Raw genomic sequence first — 17,730 nt, 5'->3', positions numbered from 1 at the left:
AGCCCCTCCGGCGGTCCGGTGGCACCGCTCACCACGGTCCGGCCCCAACCCGGACGAGCAGCAGGTCGTCCAGGACGACGAAGAGCAGCAGACTCAGCGCGAGCATCACCAGGACGAGCAGGCTCTGCACCAACGGGGCCGAGACCACCCGGCGCGGATCGCTCTCGCTCTCGTACGAGGAGAGCACCAGCAGCGAGAAGAAGAACGTCACCAGGAACACCGTCAGCGTGATCTTGCTGATCCGGCTCCTGACGAAGATCCGCGCCACCCGGGGCGTCAGCCGACCGCTCGCCATCCGCGCCGCGACCAGCGCGATACTGAACACGACGCGTGACGATCGCGTCGTCCCGTTCGGTGGCGATCAACCACAGCACGAACACGCAGACGAACCCCATGATCGCGGCGGACCAGAACGTGTCGCGCAGATGCTCGCGCAGAGGGGACAGCGGGCGGGGCCGGCGGTAGCCGCGATCACTCATGGACGCGAAGGTGGCCCCGGGACCTCCGAGGACCGGGAGGTCGAGCTCCCACCGGCACGCCGCACCGCACTGACCACCGGATATGCGGGTGAAGGGCGCGCCGAACCCCTGGTATTGTTTTCCATGTCGCCGCGGGGAACACACCGCGAACGGCAGACACCTTGTCCGGGTGGCGGAATGGCAGACGCGCTAGCTTGAGGTGCTAGTGCCCTTTATCGGGCGTGGGGGTTCAAGTCCCCCCTCGGACACCAGCCAGGGTCAACCGACCAAATGAAGCCGGTCAAAGCGACACTTTGTCGCTTTGACCGGCTTTGTTGTTGTGGTGGACGCGATCCGGCCTTCTGCGGGTTCCCCGAGAACGAATCCGGGTGCCCGTGGTTCGCCTCCGCCGTCCCTGCGCGCCGGAACGTCCGGACCTCGTCCTCAGCGGGGCTCGTAGGCCTTCGGCAGATGCATGCCGCGGTCGGTCATGATCTGGCGGACCCGGTTCGGGTAGTCGGAGATGATGCCGTCGACGCCCATGTCCATGAGCGCTGCGATGGTGTCCGGGTCGTTGCAGGTCCACGGAATGACCTTCAAGCCCCGCGCGTGAGCCTTGGTGATCATGGCCTTGTCGGGGTAGAAGCGGAAGCCGGGGTCGCCGATCTTCCCGTTCTGCGGGAAGCCGTAGTTGGGCGACAGTGCCTCGACGCCCTCGATGGAAGCAGCCGCGTCCACGAAGTCGCCGCCGAAGTCGTCGACGTCGATGCCACCGAGCCACGGGGAGGCGCCGGGCTTGCCCACCTGGAGGAAGTCGTGGTTGGTCAGGGCCACCAGCGGCCAGCGCGGAGCGAGCCGGTGCATCGCCCGCAGGGAACCCCAGTCGAAGGACTGGATCGTCACCTGCTTCGCCATTCCCGAGCGCTGGATCTCCTCGAACACGCGGCGGACGAACAGCTCGCGCGGTGCGGTTTCCTCAGGCGCGCCGGCCTCGATCTTGGTCTCCACGTTGAGGGTGACCTTGTGGGCCTTGTAGCGCTTGACGAGGTGCAGGACGTCCCGGAGCTCGACCATCCGAAAGCCCTTGACGACCTCCTGGTCCGGGTGTCCGGGGAGTCGCTGGAATCCGCAGTCCAGGGTCTGGACCTGCCGCAGCGTGAGGTCCTTGACGAGCTTGCCGGCATAGGGGTACATGGCGTCGCCCGGCGCGACCGGTGCGGTGTCACGGCACTTCTGGGCACTCACCTTGCGGTCGTGGGTGACGACGACCTTGGAGTCCTTGGTGACCTGGGTGTCCAGTTCCAGGGTGCTGACACCGAGGTGCAGCGCCTTGCCGAAGCCCTCCAGGGACCCCTCCGTCGTCATACCGAGACCACCCCGGTGCGCCTGAAGGTCGAAGCGCTTCTTCTGGTGCGACGCCTTCTCGGGACCGTCGGACGTTGCCGCGCGGGCGGTGACCGGAGCGGCGAGCAGCGGCACCAGTACCAGGCTCAGCAGAACACGACGCAGGGACATCAGGAGCCTCTATTCAGTCGTTCTACACTTCCGCCCGAGAACGTAGGCGTGGGAGCGAACGCGATGGATATCCGACGCTGACCCAGACGTGAACAGTGGCCTGCCAACCCGAGTCGGCCGGTACGACCGGCGCCGCGGGCAGAGGCGTCGAGGACGCGAACAGGCTTGTTGCGCGGGCGGTGCCAGTGCATCCGGTGCCCGACCAGGTTGCGGGTGCGGGTGCGGGCGCTGGTTCATCACGGGTCGAGGCGGACGGGCAGTCTGGCCAGTTTCCAGGAGTTGGGGGCCGCTTCACGGACCAGTTCGTCCGGGGTGACGGCCAGGGCGAGACCGGGGAAGCGGTCCCACAGCGCGGTCCAGGCGACCTGGGCCTCCAGGAGGGCGAGGCGGTCGCCGATGCAGCGGTGGGGACCGTGGCCGAAGCCGACGTGCGGGGAGCTGTGGCGGGTGATGTCGAGGCGGTCGGGATCGAGGTGGGCGCGGGGGTCGCGGTCGGCTGCGGCCAGGACCGGCAGGACCGCTTCGCCCCGACGGATCGGGCATTGCCTCAGGCGGAGGTCCTCGGTTGCGTAGCGGGGCAGGGCGCGGGGGCCGGGGCCGCCCCAGCGCATGAGTTCGTCGGCGGCGGCGGGTGCCAGGGTGGGGTCGTCGCGTAGCAGGGCGAGCTGGCCGGGGTGGGTGAGCAGGGCGGCGATGCCGTTGGCGATGAGGTTGGTGGTGGTCGTGTGTCCGGCGAAGACGATGTTGAGGATCAGCGCGACGTTCTCGGTGGGGGTGAGAGGGTCGTCGTGGGGTGCCAGCAGGGCGGAGATGAGGTCGTCGCCGGGGCATGCGCGGTGGTGGTCGACGAGCGTGTGCGCGGAGGTGATCAGGGCGTGCAGGGCATCGCCCAGGGCGGTGCCGGTGGTTCCGTCGGTGATCACGCTGCCCCAGGCGGACCAGTTCGGGCGCTCGGATTCGGGGACGCCGACGAGCTCGCAGATGACGGTGAGCGGCAGGGGGTGGGCGAGGTGGGGGATCAGGTCGACGACGCCGTCCGGGTCGGCGTGGGAGGGGAGGGCGTCGAGGAGGGCGCGGGTGATGTCCTCGATGCGGGGGCGCAGGCGGTTGACGCGGCCCGCGGTGAAGGCCCGGACGACCCTGCGGCGCAGGCGATGATGTTCGGGCCCGTCGGTACCGAACAGGGAGGTGCGCAGGTACTTCGCGTCCTCGGGGCGAGCACCGCGGGCGCGCCACAACTGCTCGATGCGGTGACCGGGTTCGGCACCGGGCACGCGGGCGGGATCGGCGACGAAGCGGGGATCGGACAGGACCCGGCGCACATCGGTGTAACGGGTCGCCACCCACATCGGCTCCACCCCGGGCATCACACCGCGGACCAGCGGCGCCCGTTCGCGGACCGGGGAGAACGCGCGGACCGGATCGCGCATCAGTTGCGGATCAAGCAGGTCGATCGTCTCGGCCGCGACATGCGTGCCGGCGTCGGCGTCACGACGCTCGGGTGCGGCGGCTTTGGCGGCCTTGCCCTGCCCGGGAGCCGCGGCCGGTTCGGTGTTGGTCTGTTCCGTCATGGACACACCTCTCTTCGAATATGGCGTCGAGCTTCCCGCAGCCTGAAAGAAGGCTGTCCCTTGACTCAGTGCCGTACTGGCGACCACTCCCCGCTGGTGCGGCACCCGCATCCTGACGACTCCGGTGGCCCTGTTCCGAAGCAGCTGCTGTGCGGGCAGCAGAGCGACCGCGTCGACGGTTCGGCGGTCTGCTCGAACGCCTCGGCGGTCAGACCGCCTGGGGTTCGGGCCGCCACGTCCCCCCAAGTGGGTGTCGGACGGCAAGGGCGAACAACTTCACTGTGCCCGCCCGGCGGACGGGACGACAAGAGATCTTCCGCCGGGTTACTCCGATCGCGTACATGGCGGACGCCAAACCCTCCGCTCACCGCGGCCGCGGGCCGAAAGTGCCGACGTAGCCCGCTCGGTGGCGGGCGCGGGACGTAGTTCTGGCCGAGTCCCGGGTCGCACAGATCGATCATGAGCTCGGTGCCGCGAGTCTCCTTGACCCGCCGTAGGCCCGGACGGGGCTCGACGGCGCGATGCGCATCCACCAAGGCCCCTGGCGGCTTCCCTCCCTCCCGCGCCGCCCCTCCCGCAGCCCAGCCCCCTCCCGTCACGATCCGGTCTCGGACGCGGGAGGGGGTCTTGCTTTCGGCCATGTAATCGATTCCAATCATCCGTGTAATCGATTCCATGGCGTCGAGCGGCTGGTCCGCCACCGGTCGGCACCAGGGGTTCGAGGTGTACGGAAACCACAAGGAGGTGGTCCGGACATGGCGGGCATCAAGGATGTCGCGGCCGAGGCGGGTGTGTCCGCCGCCACGGTGTCGCGCGTGCTGAACAGCCATCCGTCCGTCAGCGAAGAGGCGCGTACCCGCGTCCTCGCCGCAGTCGAGGCCCTCGGCTACCGGCCCAACGCGGTCGCCCGCTCATTGCGCACCGCGCAGACCCGCACGTTCGGCCTGGTCATCAGCGATGTGCTCAACCCGTACTTCACCGAGCTGGCCCGCTTCGTCGAGGAGGAGGCCCGCGCGCTCGGCTACAGCGTCATCATCGGCAACGCCGACGAGCGGCCCGAGCTCCAGGACCACCACATCCGCACGCTCATCGACCGCAGGATCGACGGTCTCCTCGTCTCGCCCGCCGACGGGGGCTCCCCGTTGATGCGGGACGTCGCCCTCGGCGGCACCCCGATGGTCTTCGTCGACCGCTGGATCCCCGGCATCGACGTCCCCGTCGTCCGGGCCGACGGTACGGGCGCGGTCAGGGATCTCGTCGCGCATCTGCACGGCCTCGGTCACCGTCGGCTCGCCATCATCGCCGGGCCCGCCGCCACCACCACCGGCAACGAGCGTGTCCAGGCCTTCCGGGACGCGATGGGCGAGCTCGGGCTCGCCCTGCCCGACGCCTACATCGGCCAGGGCGACTTCCAGGCGGCCAGCGGCCGCCGGGCCACCGAGCGCTTCCTCGCCCTGGCCGAGCCGCCCGAGGTCGTGTTCGCCGCGGACAACCTGATGGCGCTCGGCGCGCTGGACGCGATCCGGGCCCGAGGGCTGCGGGTCCCCGACGGCATCGCGCTCGCCGCCTTCGACGACATCCCGTGGTTCGTCCACACGGACCCGCCGATCACCGCCATCGCCCAGCCGACCGCCGACCTCGCGCGGGCCGCCGTACGCGCGCTGGCCGACCGGATCGAAGGACGGACCCCGCAGTCCGTCACCCTGCCCGCCCGCCTCGTCGTACGCCGCTCGTGCGGCGGGCCCGCATCGAACCAGAGGAGCGACCGGTGACCGCACCGGAAAAGCCACGGGTGACCGCACCGGACGAGTTGCTGCGCATCGAGGGTCTCCGCAAGACCTTCCCCGGTGTGGTGGCCCTCGACAACGTCGACTTCGACCTCCGCAGAGGCGAAGTGCATGTCCTGCTCGGCGAGAACGGCGCGGGGAAGAGCACCCTCATCAAGATGCTCTCCGGCGCCTACCGCCCCGACCGCGGCCGCATCCTGGCCGAAGGCCGTGAGGTGCGCATCGAGGGCGCGCAGGACGCCGAACGGCTCGGGATCGCCACCATCTACCAGGAGTTCAACCTCGTCCCCGACCTCACCGTCGCCGAGAACATCTTCCTGGGCCGCCAGCCGCGCCGCTACGGGCTCGTCGACCACCGCCGGATGCGCGAGGACGCGGCAGAGCTGCTGCGCCGGGTCGGCGTCAACGTGCGACCCGACGCCAAGGTCCGTGAACTGGGCATCGCCCGGCTCCAGATGGTGGAGATCGCCAAGGCGCTCAGCCTGGAGGCCCGCGTCCTGATCATGGACGAGCCGACCGCCGTGCTCACCTCCGAGGAGGTCGACAAGCTCTTCGCGATCGTCCGCCAACTCCGCGAGGACGGCGTCGGGATCGTCTTCATCACCCACCACCTGGAGGAGATCGCCGCACTCGGCGACCGCGTCACCGTCCTCCGCGACGGCCGCAGCATCGGCCAAGTGCCCGCGTCGACACCCGAGGACGAACTCGTCCAGCTCATGGTGGGCCGCAGCATCGAGCAGCAGTACCCGCGCGAACGGCCCGAACGCCCCGACTCCGCAGACGCGTTGCTGTCGGTGCGCGGGCTCACCCGTAACGGCGTCTTCCACGACATCAGCTTCGACGTGCACGCCGGCGAGGTCGTCGGCCTCGCCGGACTCGTCGGCGCCGGGCGTACGGAGGTGGCGCGCGCGGTGTTCGGGGCCGACCCCTACGACGCGGGCACCGTCGACGTACGCGGCGAACGCCTCGCCCGGCACGACGTGCCCGCCGCGATGGGCGCCGGGATCGGACTCGTACCGGAGGACCGCAAGGGCCAGGGCCTGGTCCTCGACGCCTCCGTGCAGGAGAACCTGGGCCTGGTCACCCTGCGCTCCGCGACCCGCTCCGGGCTCGTGGACCTCAAGGGGCAGCGCACGGCCGCCGCCCGCATCGCGCAGCAGCTCGGCGTCCGCATGTCCGGCCTCGGCCAGCATGTGCGCACCCTCTCCGGCGGCAACCAGCAGAAGGTCGTCATCGGCAAGTGGCTGCTGGCCGACACCCGGGTCCTCATCCTCGACGAACCCACCCGGGGCATCGACGTCGGCGCCAAGGTCGAGATCTACCAGCTCATCAACGAACTGACCGCCTCCGGGCACGCCGTCCTGATGATCTCCAGCGATCTGCCGGAGGTCCTCGGCATGAGCGACCGGGTGCTCGTCATGGCCCAGGGCCGGATCGCCGGCGAACTCCCCGCCGACGAGGCCACCCAGGACGCCGTCATGGCCCTCGCCGTCGGCACCCCGGCCGCCGCTCAGGGCCCCGCCCCCACCGACGTACCGACGTCCACCGAACATCCCGCACCGAAGAAGGAAGAGGAGGGCCCCCGTGGCCACTGAGACAGCCAAGAGTGACGCGGGAACGGGCGGCGGAGTCTCCGTGATACGCCGCGTCCTGCTCGACAACGGCGCGCTCAGCGCCCTGGTCGTCCTGGTGGTGGCCATGTCGCTGCTCTCCGGCGACTTCCTGACCACCCAGAACCTGCTGAACGTCGGCGTCCAGGCGGCCGTCACCGCCATCCTCGCGTTCGGCGTCACCTTCGTCATCGTCTCGGCGGGCATCGACCTGTCCGTCGGTTCGGTGGCGGCCCTGTCCGCGACGGTCCTCGCCTGGTCGGCGACCTCGGCGGGAGTCCCGGTCGTCCTGGCCGTCGTCCTCGCGATCGTCACGGGCATCGCCTGCGGCTTCGTGAACGGCGCCCTCGTCTCGTACGGCAAACTCCCGCCGTTCATCGCGACGCTGGCGATGCTCTCGATCGCCCGTGGCCTCTCCCTCGTCATCTCGCAGGGCAGCCCGATCGCCTTCCCCGACTCCGTCTCGGTGCTCGGCGACACCCTCGGCGGATGGCTTCCCGTACCGGTCCTCGTGATGATCGCGATGGGCCTGATCACCGCACTGATCCTCGGCCGCACGTTCATCGGCCGCTCGATGTACGCGATCGGCGGCAACGAGGAAGCGGCCCGGCTCTCCGGGCTCCGCGTCAAACGCCAGAAGATCGTCATCTACGCGCTGTCCGGCCTCTTCGCCGCCGTCGCGGGCATCGTCCTGGCCTCGCGCCTCGTCTCCGCCCAGCCGCAGGCCGCCCAGGGGTACGAACTCGACGCCATCGCCGCGGTCGTCATCGGCGGGGCGAGCCTGGCCGGCGGTGTCGGCAAGGCGTCCGGCACCCTGATCGGCGCGCTCATCCTCGCCGTCCTCCGCAACGGCCTCAACCTCCTCTCCGTGTCGGCGTTCTGGCAGCAGGTCGTCATCGGCGTCGTCATCGCGCTCGCCGTCCTGCTGGACACCCTGCGCCGCAAGGCCGGTTCGGGAGCGGCCTCCTCCGCGGGCACCGCCCCCGGCGCCCCGGGGCCGGCCGCAGGGGAGCGCTCAAAATGGCCGGAGCGGCACTCTGCGTCGCCCTCGTCGTCGGCGCGGTCTCCTTCTTCAACTCCGGATCGTCCGGCGGCACGAAGAAGGTCGGCATGTCCCTCTCCACCCTCAACAACCCCTTCTTCGTACAGATGAAGGAAGGCGCACAGGCGGAGGCGGAGAAGGCGGGCATCGACCTCACCGTCACCGACGCCCAGAACGACGCCTCCCAGCAGGCCAACCAGCTCCAGAACTTCACCAGTTCCGGCGTCTCCTCGATCATCGTCAACCCGGTGGATTCGGACGCCGTCGGACCGGGCGTCCGCAGCGCCAACAAGGCGGACATCCCCGTGATCGCCGCCGACCGCGGCGTCAACAAGGCGCAGACCGCGACGCTCGTCGCCTCGGACAACGTGGCGGGCGGCAAGCTCGCCGCCGACGCGCTGGCCGACAAGCTCGGCGGCAAGGGCAGCATCGTCATCCTCCAGGGCACGGCGGGCACCTCCGCCAGCCGTGAGCGCGGGGCCGGTTTCGCCGAGGGGCTCAAGGCGTACCCGGGCATCAAGGTGGTCGCCAAGCAGCCCGCCGACTTCGACCGCACCAAGGGCCTCGACGTCATGACCAACCTCATCCAGTCGCACCCCGGCGTCACTGGTGTCTTCGCCGAGAACGACGAGATGGCGCTCGGCGCGGCCAAGGCACTCGGCGGCAAGGCCGGGAAGTCCGTGTCGGTCGTCGGCTTCGACGGAACCCCGGACGGCCTGAAGGCTGTCGAGGCAGGAACGCTCTACGCGTCGGTGGCCCAACAGCCCGCCGAACTCGGGAAGATCGCGGTGCGCAACGCCGTGAAGGCCGCGAAGGACGAGAAGGTCGAGAGCACGGTGAAGGTGCCGGTCAAGGTGGTCACGCGGGAGAACGTCGCCGACTTCTCCTGAACCCGCGCCTTGAACCGGCCTGTTGACCCCGGACCGACGAAAGCAGGAAGCACGCACATGCACGACAACGCCCCCGACGACCGGTACCGGTACGACCTGCTGGTCGTCGGGTCGGCCAACGCCGACCTGGTGATCGGCGTCGAGCGCCGCCCCGCGCCCGGCGAGACGGTCCTCGGCTCCGACCTGGCCGTCCACCCCGGAGGCAAGGGCGCCAACCAGTCGCTGGCCGCCGCGCGCCTCGGCGCCAGGACCGCCCTCCTCGCCCGGGTCGGCGACGACGACCACGGACGCCTCCTGCTGGAGACCCAGCGCGCGGCGGGCGTGGATACGGACGGCGTCCTGGTGGGCGGGGCCCCCACCGGCGTCGCCCTGATCACCGTCGACCCGTCGGGCGACAACAGCATCGTGGTCTCCCCGGGAGCCAACGGCCGCCTCACCCCCGAGGACGTCCGGGCGGCGGCCCCGCTGCTGGCCGCCGCCCGGGTCATCTCCGTACAGCTGGAGATCCCGCTCGCCACGGTGGCCGAGACGGTACGCGGCCGGGGGCCGGGCGCCCGGCTCGTCCTCAACCCGTCCCCACCCGCCCCGCTCCCCGAGGAGGTGCTCGCCGCCTGCGATCCGCTGGTGGTCAACGAGCACGAGGCGCGGTACATCCTCGGCGACGGGGCGGGGGAGTCCCCGCAGGACTGGGCGCCGGCGCTGCTCGCGCTCGGCCCGCGCTCGGTCGTCATCACCCTGGGCGCGGCCGGGGCCCTGGTGGCGGACAGCCGGACGGACTCCCTGGACCACCTGGTCAGCCCGAAGGTCGAGGCCCTCGACACGACCGGTGCCGGGGACGCGTTCACGGCGGCCCTGGCCTGGCGTCTGGGCCGTGGCGACGACCTGCGGGAGGCGGCGGCCTTCGCGGTCAGGGTGGGCGCGGCGGCGGTCACGGCGCGAGGGGCGCAGGAGTCGTTCCCGACGCTGGAGGAGGTCGACGCGCTGTGAAGAAGTCGGGCATCCTCAACCGCCACCTGGCGGGCGCGATCGCCGAACTCGGCCACGGCGACACCGTCCTGGTCTGCGACGCCGGCATGCCGATCCCACCCGGCCCCCGCGTGGTCGACCTGGCCTTCCGCGCCGGGACGCCGTCGTTCGCCGAGGTGCTGGACGGCCTGCTCGACGAGCTGGTCGTGGAGGGTGCGACGGCCGCCCAGGAGATCCGTGACGCCAATCCGGAGGCCGCGGCGCTCCTGGACGGGCACTTCCCCTGGCTGGAAGTGGTCCCGCACGACGAGCTGAAGGCTCTCACGGCGGCGGCCCGGCTGGTCGTACGGACGGGGGAGGCCCGGCCGTACGCGAACGTACTGCTGAGGTGCGGGGTCTTCTTCTGAGCGAGGGCGCGTCCCGGAGCCTCGGGAATGGTCACACCGGCCCTGGGGCTGTCGCAGGACGGTACGGGTCCGGGACGTCGCCGTACGCGGGCCCTGCGGGGCGGCTTCCGGCCGGGGGGGCGTTCTCAGCCGGCTCTGCCGGGGGCGAGTCCGCAGGTGCCGGACCTCTTCACCCCGTCCTGTCCCGTCAGCGTCACGACCCCCCGGCCCTCGGTGGCTTCGTTGTAGGCGATCGTGCAGGTCAACTGATGTAGGGCTGTGCCGTTCAGCCCCCGCACGGCCAGGGGCAGGCGAACCGCGACCCCGCCGGTGGGCGAGACCTCGACCGCTACGGTCCCGCCCTCGCGGACCGCGGGAAGCGCGGTGGTGAGACCGGCGGCCCGGTCCGTCCTTCCAGGGCCCAGGAGCAGCGCCAGGACGACCTTCTCCGTGGGCGTGGGGCCCGCCGGGCCCGTGGGATCGCGGTCGTCGGAGCCCAGTTCCACGTACTCGTCGCTGAACCCGGCCGAGGGTCTGACCGCCCGGATCACGGGGCTCAACCCCCCGTCGGGGGAACGGAAGAAGAGCAACATGTCGTCGTCACGGTTGAGGAAGGCGTCGACGGTCGCGGGTCCGCCCGCCTCGATGACATCGGACTCCTGGATCCCGCAGCCGCCGATCATGGACGCGCCGACCGTGACGAGGACGCCCACCACGAGTCCGCGCCACCACGCACGCCTCATCTGCCGGCCTCCTCGACCCGGAGCGGTATCTCGACGGTGAAGACGGCGCCGCCGCCGGGCAGGTTCCCCGCGCGGATCGTCCCGCCGTGCAGACGCACGTTCTCCAGGGTGATCGCCAGCCCCAGGCCGCTGCCCGGCGATCGGGTTCGGGCCGCGTCGGCCTTGTAGAAGCGGTCGAAGATGTGGGGGAGGGAGGCCGAGGGGATGCCGGGGCCGCTGTCCGCGACCTCGGTGATGAGCACCTGCGTGCCCAAGGAGCTCGCCTCGGTGCGCAGGCGCACCCTGACGGGCGCGCCGCCGTGCCGCAGGGCGTTGCCGACGAGGTTGGCGACCACGATGTCGTAGCGGCGCGGGTCGAGCCGGGCCCGGATGCCGGTGGGGAGCTCGGCGTGGATCCGGTCGTCGTTCGACCAGCGCCGGGTCTGGAGGGACTTGCGGACGGCCTCGGCGACATCTATCTCGTCGGAGTTCAACTCGGCCGCGCGGGCGTCGAATCGGGATATCTCCATCAGGTCCTCGACGAGTACGGCGAGCTTTCCGGTCTCCGCGCTGACCAGCCGGACCGCCTGGGCCGTGTCGGCGTCCAGGCGGTCCGCGTCCTGATCGAGGACCTCGGTGACGGCCAGCATCCCGGCCAGCGGGGTGCGCAGTTCGTGCGAGACGTCGGAGGCGAAGCGGCGCGCCCGTGCCTCGGCGTCGCGCAGTTCGCCGACGGACCGCTCCAGTTGTCCCGCCGACTCGTTGAAGGTGTCCGCCAGGTCGGCGAGTTCGTCGTTGCCGCGTACCGGGATCCGGGTGTCGAGCCTGCCGCCGCCCATGCTCCTGGCCGCGCGGCGCAGCTCCCGCACCGGACGCAGCACACTGCGCGCGGCGATCAGGCCGGGTACGAGCGCGATGGCGAGGCCGGGCAGGGCGCCGTTCCTGGCGGCGACGAGCAGGGCATCGACGTTGACCTGTTCGTCGGTCATCCGCATGACGGCGTACAGGACGAGTCCGGTGGGCAGCACGTCGTCCGGGCCGGTCCTGAAGACCGTGGGCATGCCGATGGTCAGGTACGGGACGCCGTCCTTGACGACCCGCTCGAAGCTCCCGTACCGGTCGGCCGTCGCGGCCCGACGCAGTTCGGGGGTGATGACGGTGGAGACCGGGTTCTCGCCCGAGGACGCGCGGAGCGAACCGTACTCGGCGAACACCACCCAGGGGCGCGGTTTGCCCGCGCGGGCGAGGTCGCGCAGGAACCCCTCCAGTCCCTCCTCCTGAACGGGCAGCCCCCAGCCCGTCCGCTGGACCTGGTCGCGGAACGTCGAGACCGCCGTGTCCTGGGCGGTCTTCAGCAGCGCGTTGCGGGCCTCGCGGTAGGTCAGCGCGGACGTCGTCCCGGCGCTGACCACGGCGACCAGCAGGAAGGCGGCCAGCAGTCGGGTGCGCAGGCCGAACGCCCTGGCCCGCCGACGCCGGCGGATGGTCGCGGCCGAACCGGCGCCGTCCGGTCCTTCGTTCCCGTCACCGCGCGGGCGGCCGGGGCGGGGGACGGTGATCACAGCGGTCCGAAGCGGTAGCCGAAGCCCCGCAGCGTCTGGACGTAACGCGGGCTGCCGACCTCGTTCTCGATCTTCCCGCGCAGCCGGGCGACACAGGCGTCGACCAGGCGGCCGTCGGCGTGGAAGGTGTGCTCCCAGACGTTCTCCAGGAGCTGCTGCCTGCTGAACACCTGCTCGGGAGCGGCGGACAGGTGCAGGAGCAGCCTGAGCTCCGAGGGAGCGAGCGTCAGAAGCCGGCCCGCTTTGGAGACGGTCAGACCGACCCGGTCGATGGTGAGGTCGCCGTAGACCTCGATGGCCGGGCGGCCCGAGGAGCCGTCGTCCATGCGGCGCAGCACGGCCCGGATGCGGGCGTCGATCACCTCGGGCCGGGCGGGCTTGACGATGTAGTCGTCGGCGCCGGCCTCCAAGCCGATGACCACGTCGAAGTCGTCGCCGCGCGCGGTGAGCATGATGATCGGCAGCTGGCTGTGCTCGCGGACCTGTCGGCAGACCTGGACGCCGGTCATTCCGGGCAGCATCAGGTCCAACAGCAGGAGGTCGGGGCGGAATTCGGCCAGTGCGGCGAGGCCGTCCTCGCCGGTCTCGGCTGCTCGTACGTCGTGGCCGCGGCGGCGCAGACCGAGCTGGACCCCCTCGCGTACGAAGGGGTCGTCCTCGACGAGGAGCACGCGGGGCATCGGTTGTTCTCCCTCGGTGGTGATGGTGACAGCGGTGGTGATGGTGACGGTGATGGTGGTCAGGTACGGGTACGGGTCCGGGGCCGCCGTCTGTCTACACGCAGGAGCAGCGCGTTCAGTTCGGCGAGCCGCAGCGGACGGGCGAGCAGGGCGAAGGTGAGGGCGAGGGCGGCGGCGCCGGCGACGGTGGCGGCCAGGGCTCCCGCCCGTCCCGCGCCCAGGGCCGCGAGGTGGCCGAGGGCGGTGGCGGGGACGGCGGCGAGCAGCAGGCGTGCGTGGGCGGCCGCGGAGGAGGACCGCCGCAGGGGGCGTACGACGTCGAGCCGACGGCTCAGCACCCTGCCGGTCAGCGCCCAGCCCGCGCACAGAGCGAGCGAGTAGGCCGCTGCCATGCCCGTGACGGCCCAGCGTGCCGGCAGCAGGTGCGCGGCGGCCAGGGACAGACCCGCGTTGAGGACGACGATCACCAGGTTGAGCAGGAACGGCGTACGGGTGTCGGAGAGCGCGTAGAAGGCGCGGGACAGGACGTACTGGCCCGACAGGGCGACCAGTCCCGGTGCGAAGGCCATCAGGATTCCGGCCATCGCGGCCGTGTCGGCGGCGCTGGTCCTGCCGTACCCGAAGACGAGGGACGTCACCGGCCCGGCGAGGGCGAGCAGCGCGCAGGAGGCGGGTACGACGGCGGCCGCGCAGACCCGCAGTGCGTGGGAGACGTCGTGCCGCAGACCGCTGGTGTTCCCGTCGGCCGCCGCCGCACTCATCCGTGGCAGGAGCGCGGTCACCACGGACACGGTGATGACGCCGTGCGGTACGACCCACAGGGCGTAGGCGTTGTTGTAGGCGCCGAATCCGGGTCCGCCGTCGAGGCCGGCGTTGGTGGCGAGCCGGGTGGTGACCCAGTAGGCGGCCTGGTTCGCGAGGACCAGCAGCACCAGCCAGCCGGCCGCTCGCAGAGGGCGGCCCAGTCCGCTGTCGCGTGGGCCGAAGCGGGGCCGCCAGCGGAAGCGGGCAGCGCGCAGGGCCGGGACGAGCGCGAGTGCCTGGACGGCGATACCGGCGGTCGTCCCCCAGCCGAGCAGGGCGGTCCCCGTCGGTGTGAGGGTGTCCCCGCCGCCCAGGGACAGGGCCAGGTACAGGCCGAAGACGGCCATGACGACGATGTTGTTCAGGGCCGGCGCCCACATCATCGCGCCGAATCGGCCCCGGGCGTTGAGTATCTGGCCGAGCAGCGTGAACAGTCCCAGGAAGAAGATCTGGGGCAGGCAGTAGCGGGCCAGCGCGACGGTCATGGCCGCCTGCGGGCCGGTGTAGTCGGTGTACACGTCGACGATCGTGGGGGCGGCCCACACCGCCGTCGCGGTGATGGCCAGCAGGGCGACGACGCAGACGGTGACGAGCCGGTCGGTGTACGCGGCCCCCGCGTCGGGGTGCTCCTTCGCGGCCCGGACCAGCTCGGGAACGAAGACGGCGTTCAGCGCGCCGCCCAGCAGCAGCATGTAGACGATGGTGGGCAGGGCGTTGCCGACCGCGTAGCCGTCGGCGCTCGGCCCGATGGTGCCCAGAGCCGCCGCGACCACGGCGGACCGGGCGAAACCGGTGGCGCGGGAGACGACGGATCCGGCGGCCATGACAGCACTGCCGCGCGGAGCGGAGATGGCCTCTCCGGCTTCCGGACGGGCGGTGTCGGTGGGCGGCGTCGGGCATGTCTGCGTCGTCTTCGTCTTCGTCTTCATCTTCATCGGCGGTTCAGGTACGCCTGGAAGGCACGGTGAAGCGCGAGGTTGGCGCTGCCCCCCAACGGCCTCTCCCATTCCCCCAACGTCTCGACGACCTGCCCACCGGTGCCGAGCTTCCACCGCAGCAATCCGTAACCACGTTCTTCCGGATCGAGAGTGGAGGCTACCCCGCGCATGTCGTAGACGTCCGCCCCCCGCGCATGGGCGTCCAGCAGCATCCGCCATTGAAGGGCGTTGGACGGCCGGACCTCGCGGCGGTGGTCGGCGGAGGCGCCGGTCTGGTACCAGGCGCGGCGGCCCACGGTGATCAGCGTGTGGGCGGCCAGGATCTCGCCCCGGTGACGGGCCAGGTACAGCTTCATCCGACCCGGTTCCTCGGCGTTGAGCGCGGCGTACTGGCGTTCGTAGTAGGCGAGCGAGCGGCCGAGGCGGAATCCGTCGCGTCGCTCGGTGACGGCGAGCAGGCGGCAGAACTCGGGGAGGTCCGCCGCACTGCCGACCACCACCTCCACGCCCTCCTTCCGGGCCCGGCGTACATTGCGTCGCCACTCCTGGTTGAGCCCGGCCCACACGTCGTCCGTGCTGCGTCCGGCGAGCGGCACCCGGAAGACGTGGCGGGGCTGGGCGTCCCCGCCCTGCCCGGGCCCGTCGCCACCGCATCGGCGCCAGCCCCTGACCCGCAGCCGGTCGGCGACGGCGGAGCCGAGGGGGTCGACCTCGCTGGCCAGGACATCGCCGAGGCGTCGGCCCGGGCCGGTGAGCGGCTTGAGCCGGGCGGCGTCCCAGCGCCGGTAGGCGGGCGACGGGCCGATGCGCACGGCGAACGCGCCCGCGCGGCGCAGGTGCCCCAGGAGCGGATCGAGCCAGTCGTCGACGTCGGGGTCGCTCCAGTCGGCGACAGGCCCTTCGGGGAGGTAGGCGAAGTACTTGCGCGTCCCGGGGAACGGCCGCAGCAGCACCAGGGCCACGCCCGTCAGGCCGCCCGCCTCCGGGTCCGGCCCCCAGCCGATCAGTCGGGAGTCCCATCCCTCCTTGACGCCGGCCCAGGACGGGCACTGGAGGAAGCCGGCGCCGAGGGCCCGGCCTTCGGGGGACGCGAGAAAGCCGCGGTAGGTCTTCGGGGTGATGGTTCCCAGGGCCACGGCCCGGTTCCGTGCTCGGGGCACGGGGCTGGACGACGACGGCACGAGCAGCGCTGACACGGTCTGGCCTCTCCTTCTCCCCGGACTCGGTCGCGGGGACGGCTCCCCGGACTCGGTCGCGGGGACGGCTCCCCGGACTCGGTCGCGGGGACGGCTCCCCGGACTCGATCGTGGGGACGGCTCCCAGGACCTTTCGCGGGGGATGGCTCCCCGGACGTTTCGCGGGGTTGCAGAGGATGCTCACAGCGCTTCGTGACCGCTCCGACCGGCGAATGTGACCGGACGATGACCGTTCCTCACCAGTCGCCGTCACATGGCTCCCCAGCGTCTGACCTCGGCTTTTCCGGCCCTACAGTCGCAGCATCGCCGACTCGTCCGGCTCTCTCGCGGCTCTCCCGGAGGTCCTGTTGTCCCGCTCGTCACGCACACCCGTACGCACCCGTGCCCGCGTCCGGGCCGCCGTCGCGGCCGCCCTGCTGGCACCGCTCGCAGCCTGCTCGTCGAGCGCCCCTCCCGGCGCTCCGGCCGCCGAGGTGACGCCGAGCCCCGACGACCGCCCCGCCACCGTCTCCGTCACGCCCGTGGGCAAGCAGGTCCCGGCCGGTGAGCCCGTACGGGTCACGGTCACGGGCGGCAGCCTCACCTCGGTGACCGTCACCGACGCCGAGGGCCGTCGGCTCGCCGGAAAGGTCGCCGCCGACGGCCGGTCCTGGGTCTCCGACCGCAAGTCCGTACCCGGTACGGCGTACGAGGTGACGGCCGCGACCCGGAGCGCCGGCGGAACCGCCCGGAGCGCCCGGGCCGGATTCACCACGGCGAAGGCGGGCAAGGTCAACAAGGTCGACTGGAGACCGGGCGCCGGCACCACCGTCGGCGTCGCCCAGCCGATCTCCCTGGTGTTCGACCACCCGGTCAGGAACCGGGCCGAGGTCGAGAAGCACCTCAGGATCACCACCTCGAACGACACCGAGGGCTCCTGGGGCTGGATGCGCGACTGGTCGGGCCGGGACCGGGTGGACTGGCGGCCCCGGACGTACTGGAAGCCGGGGACCGAGGTCAGGCTGGACGCCGAGTTGAACGGCACCGACTCGGGCGCGGACGGCGGCTGGTTCGTACGCGACTACACGACGTCCTTCACCATCGGCGACCGGCAGATCGTCGAGGTCGACCTCGACCGCCATCGGCTCTCCCTCGTACGGGACGGGAAAGCGGTCCGCCGGATTCCGGTCTCCGGCGGCACGCCCGGCGGCGACAAACGCTCCTGGCGAGGAACCGCCGTGCTCATGGCCAAGGAGGGCACGATCAACATGAACTCCGAGACCGTGGGCCTCGCCGACGCCTACGACAAGATGGTCGACCACTCGATGCGGTTGACCTGGTCGGGCATGTACGCGCACGCCGCTCCGTGGAACGCCCGCCATCTCGGCAGGGCCAACCGCAGTTCCGGGTGCATAGGAATGAGCGACGCGGACGCGGCCTGGTTCTACGGTCAGGTGCGGCCCGGCGACCCGTTCGAGATCACCGGCAAGGACACCAAGGGCGTGGTCGCCCCCGGGAACGGCTTCGGCGCGTGGAACGTCTCGTGGACCGAGTGGCAGGAGATGAGCGCGTTGCGCTGAGACGGGTGCCGGTCGTATGCGGGAGACCTCAACCGCGGTGCAGG

12 protein-coding genes, 1 tRNA gene and 2 pseudogenes are annotated in these 17,730 nt (G+C 71.5%); 7 read left to right on the top strand and 8 right to left on the bottom strand.

Annotated elements, in window-relative coordinates; all coding sequences use genetic code 11:
• Nucleotides 1-34 precede the first annotated feature (34 nt).
• Nucleotides 35-479, bottom strand: a pseudogene (locus AC3CH1_RS04530) (DUF2254 family protein); the annotation flags it as partial.
• 163 nt (nt 480-642) lie between these two features.
• Here AC3CH1_RS04530 and AC3CH1_RS04525 point away from each other — a divergent pair.
• Nucleotides 643-730, top strand: a tRNA-Leu gene (locus AC3CH1_RS04525).
• Between the two features lie 172 nt (nt 731-902).
• Here the strand turns inward: AC3CH1_RS04525 and AC3CH1_RS04520 are convergent.
• A complete protein-coding gene (locus AC3CH1_RS04520) occupies nt 903-1,973 on the bottom strand; it encodes a glycerophosphodiester phosphodiesterase family protein (RefSeq protein WP_488461659.1) in 1,071 nt (356 codons plus the stop codon).
• A 236-nt stretch (nt 1,974-2,209) separates the two neighbouring features.
• Entirely contained in the window at nt 2,210-3,544 is a 1,335-nt protein-coding gene (locus AC3CH1_RS04515) for a cytochrome P450 family protein (protein WP_488461658.1), read from the bottom strand.
• A gap of 755 nt (nt 3,545-4,299) precedes the next feature.
• Here AC3CH1_RS04515 and AC3CH1_RS04510 point away from each other — a divergent pair.
• From AC3CH1_RS04510 to rbsD, 5 genes and pseudogenes are all read left to right on the top strand, one after another.
• Nucleotides 4,300-5,316: a LacI family DNA-binding transcriptional regulator gene (locus AC3CH1_RS04510; RefSeq protein WP_488461657.1), complete on the top strand. Its 1,017-nt coding sequence runs from the start codon at nt 4,300-4,302 to the stop codon at nt 5,314-5,316.
• A complete protein-coding gene (locus AC3CH1_RS04505; RefSeq protein WP_488461656.1) occupies nt 5,313-6,926 on the top strand; it encodes a sugar ABC transporter ATP-binding protein in 1,614 nt (537 codons plus the stop codon). The genes AC3CH1_RS04510 and AC3CH1_RS04505 overlap by 4 nt, the downstream gene beginning before the upstream one ends.
• Nucleotides 6,916-8,873, top strand: a pseudogene (locus tag AC3CH1_RS04500) (ABC transporter permease/substrate-binding protein). Before AC3CH1_RS04505 ends, AC3CH1_RS04500 begins: the two are co-directional and overlap by 11 nt.
• A gap of 57 nt (nt 8,874-8,930) precedes the next feature.
• The gene (locus AC3CH1_RS04495) at nt 8,931-9,860 is read left to right on the top strand and encodes a ribokinase (protein WP_488461655.1); all 930 of its coding nucleotides are present in this window, start codon (nt 8,931-8,933) and stop codon (nt 9,858-9,860) included.
• The gene (rbsD, locus tag AC3CH1_RS04490; RefSeq protein ID WP_488461654.1) at nt 9,857-10,246 is read left to right on the top strand and encodes a D-ribose pyranase; all 390 of its coding nucleotides are present in this window, start codon (nt 9,857-9,859) and stop codon (nt 10,244-10,246) included. The genes AC3CH1_RS04495 and rbsD overlap by 4 nt, the downstream gene beginning before the upstream one ends.
• Before the next feature lie 125 nt (nt 10,247-10,371).
• Here the strand turns inward: rbsD and AC3CH1_RS04485 are convergent, their stop codons facing one another.
• From AC3CH1_RS04485 to AC3CH1_RS04465, 5 genes are read right to left on the bottom strand one after another with little or no spacing between them, the layout of a single operon-like run.
• Nucleotides 10,372-10,968 (bottom strand): hypothetical protein, encoded by a 597-nt coding sequence (locus AC3CH1_RS04485; RefSeq protein ID WP_488461653.1) that lies wholly within the window; start codon nt 10,966-10,968, stop codon nt 10,372-10,374.
• Nucleotides 10,965-12,509 carry an ATP-binding protein gene (locus tag AC3CH1_RS04480; RefSeq protein ID WP_488461652.1) on the bottom strand — a complete coding sequence of 515 codons (1,545 nt, stop codon included), beginning with the start codon at nt 12,507-12,509 and terminating at the stop codon, nt 10,965-10,967. Before AC3CH1_RS04480 ends, AC3CH1_RS04485 begins: the two co-directional genes overlap by 4 nt.
• Nucleotides 12,506-13,189 carry a response regulator gene (locus AC3CH1_RS04475; RefSeq protein ID WP_488461651.1) on the bottom strand — a complete coding sequence of 228 codons (684 nt, stop codon included), beginning with the start codon at nt 13,187-13,189 and terminating at the stop codon, nt 12,506-12,508. Before AC3CH1_RS04475 ends, AC3CH1_RS04480 begins: the two co-directional genes overlap by 4 nt.
• 59 nt (nt 13,190-13,248) lie before the next feature.
• On the bottom strand, nt 13,249-14,922 hold the full coding sequence (gene murJ, locus AC3CH1_RS04470) for a murein biosynthesis integral membrane protein MurJ (protein WP_488462143.1): 1,674 nt from the start codon (nt 14,920-14,922) through the stop codon (nt 13,249-13,251).
• A 2-nt stretch (nt 14,923-14,924) separates the two neighbouring features.
• Nucleotides 14,925-16,127, bottom strand: a complete 1,203-nt coding sequence (locus tag AC3CH1_RS04465) for a lipid II:glycine glycyltransferase FemX (protein WP_488461650.1) — start codon at nt 16,125-16,127, stop codon at nt 14,925-14,927.
• Nucleotides 16,128-16,474: 347 nt separating this feature from the next.
• Between AC3CH1_RS04465 and AC3CH1_RS04460 the strand changes: the two genes are divergently transcribed.
• The gene (locus tag AC3CH1_RS04460; RefSeq protein ID WP_488461649.1) at nt 16,475-17,686 is read left to right on the top strand and encodes a L,D-transpeptidase; all 1,212 of its coding nucleotides are present in this window, start codon (nt 16,475-16,477) and stop codon (nt 17,684-17,686) included.
• Nucleotides 17,687-17,730 lie beyond the last annotated feature (44 nt).

The organism is Streptomyces sp. MGP-P1 (assembly GCF_057766565.1).
This window is presented reverse-complemented; position numbering and strand designations above follow the sequence as displayed.

What these genes read in the sequence shown, in the direction of transcription:
- AC3CH1_RS04520 (WP_488461659.1), bottom strand. Translation starts at nt 1,973, where the DNA reads ATGTCCCTGCGTCGTGTTCTGCTGAGCCTGGTACTGGTGCCGCTGCTC.
- AC3CH1_RS04515 (WP_488461658.1), bottom strand. Translation starts at nt 3,544, where the DNA reads ATGACGGAACAGACCAACACCGAACCGGCCGCGGCTCCCGGGCAGGGC.
- AC3CH1_RS04510 (WP_488461657.1), top strand. Translation starts at nt 4,300, where the DNA reads ATGGCGGGCATCAAGGATGTCGCGGCCGAGGCGGGTGTGTCCGCCGCC.
- AC3CH1_RS04495 (WP_488461655.1), top strand. Translation starts at nt 8,931, where the DNA reads ATGCACGACAACGCCCCCGACGACCGGTACCGGTACGACCTGCTGGTC.
- AC3CH1_RS04485 (WP_488461653.1), bottom strand. Translation starts at nt 10,968, where the DNA reads ATGAGGCGTGCGTGGTGGCGCGGACTCGTGGTGGGCGTCCTCGTCACG.
- AC3CH1_RS04475 (WP_488461651.1), bottom strand. Translation starts at nt 13,189, where the DNA reads ATGCCCCGCGTGCTCCTCGTCGAGGACGACCCCTTCGTACGCGAGGGG.
- murJ (WP_488462143.1), bottom strand. Translation starts at nt 14,922, where the DNA reads ATGAAGACGAAGACGAAGACGACGCAGACATGCCCGACGCCGCCCACC.